Source organism: Neobacillus drentensis (genome assembly GCF_036965245.1).
GTDB classification, from domain to species: domain Bacteria; phylum Bacillota; class Bacilli; order Bacillales; family Cytobacillaceae; genus Neobacillus; species Neobacillus drentensis_G.
Genome location: NZ_JBALPG010000254.1, coordinates 1 through 1,154 on the forward strand (window position 1 = coordinate 1; position 1,154 = coordinate 1,154).

The window sequence follows — 1,154 nt, forward strand, 5'->3', positions numbered from 1 at the left end:
ACATTAGGGAGACCCAAGTTGGATAAAGAAAAGCCTGCTGTTGCGCTACGTATGTATAATAGTAAAGAATATTATATAAGTGTGATAGTCTCAGCAACTGGAATATCTCAAGGTTCCTTATATAGAGCAGTCAATAGAAGAAGGCTTGAAGAAATAAAAAAATAGGGCGTGTTTTATTATTTCTTCAATTTTACTTTGCGGTTTACAGCAGGAACCCTGTCACTAAGCCCTTTAGGTAACACTATTTTTGGTCTAATCCTGGTAAATGGTATTGGCTGGTTCATAATGTATAGAAAGCGAAAATATAAATTATAAACTAAAGATATGTGTATATTCAAGAATAGGGCCATATAATCGAATAAGTAGCTGTATAAAATCTCACTTTTTTATACAGCCACCAGGCGAACTTGCAGCGTGAGCAAACGTTTGATTTATCAACGATATATCAAATTCTGCATAAACAATAAATTATGGCAAGTTGCCCCCTCTTGGTTCCCAAGGGGTTTTGTGATAGGGAACTTCTATTAGGAAGTTTTATATAAACTAGTTTTGTATTGGATATACAACTCAAGTTATCATTAATTGTTACTTTATCTTATTCCATTTCCTGATGAACAGGCCATGCACCTTGCAATTTTCTAATCATGATAATTTGTCCGGCATGATGAGCATCATGACGTATGATACCACTAATACGTTTTAAAAGGGAAAACTTAGATGTATCTTTCTCTATATCCGTTTCACTCAATTTTTGAATATGCTCACCTAATCTTTGGTTAACTTCATGCATCTTGTTTACGAAAGCATCCCAATCTAATTGAGAATTTCCTTCAAACGCAAATGTATCTTGATTATTTGTTCCGTAGTCTGCTTTTTTTCCTTGTAATTGAAATAACAAACGCTCTTTATAATATTGTAAGTGGGCAGCGATTTCCCAAATGGAATTCATACTTTCAATATCAAGCTTCCATGTTGCTTGCTCTACAGTCAGGTCAGTAAGGGCTAGTTTTATTGGTGAGTACCAATCATCTTGATTATAGGTGTGGTCTAATTCATAAAGCAAAAGATCGATCACATTCATTGGTTATCCTTCCTCCTTTTTTTAGTCAATTTATATTGTATTTTATTAATAACACTCTTAGAATATTTTAAGT

Annotated in this window: 1 protein-coding gene and 1 pseudogene; one reads left to right on the forward strand and one right to left on the reverse strand. The window is 33.5% G+C overall.

Annotated features, from left to right (window positions below; all coding sequences use genetic code 11):
- Nucleotides 1-165: pseudogene (locus tag V7150_RS26500) on the forward strand (recombinase family protein); the annotation flags it as partial.
- A gap of 430 nt (nt 166-595) precedes the next feature.
- Here the strand turns inward: V7150_RS26500 and V7150_RS26505 are convergent.
- On the reverse strand, nt 596-1,081 hold the full coding sequence (locus tag V7150_RS26505) for a DinB family protein (RefSeq protein WP_335524302.1): 486 nt from the start codon (nt 1,079-1,081) through the stop codon (nt 596-598).
- Nucleotides 1,082-1,154 lie beyond the last annotated feature (73 nt).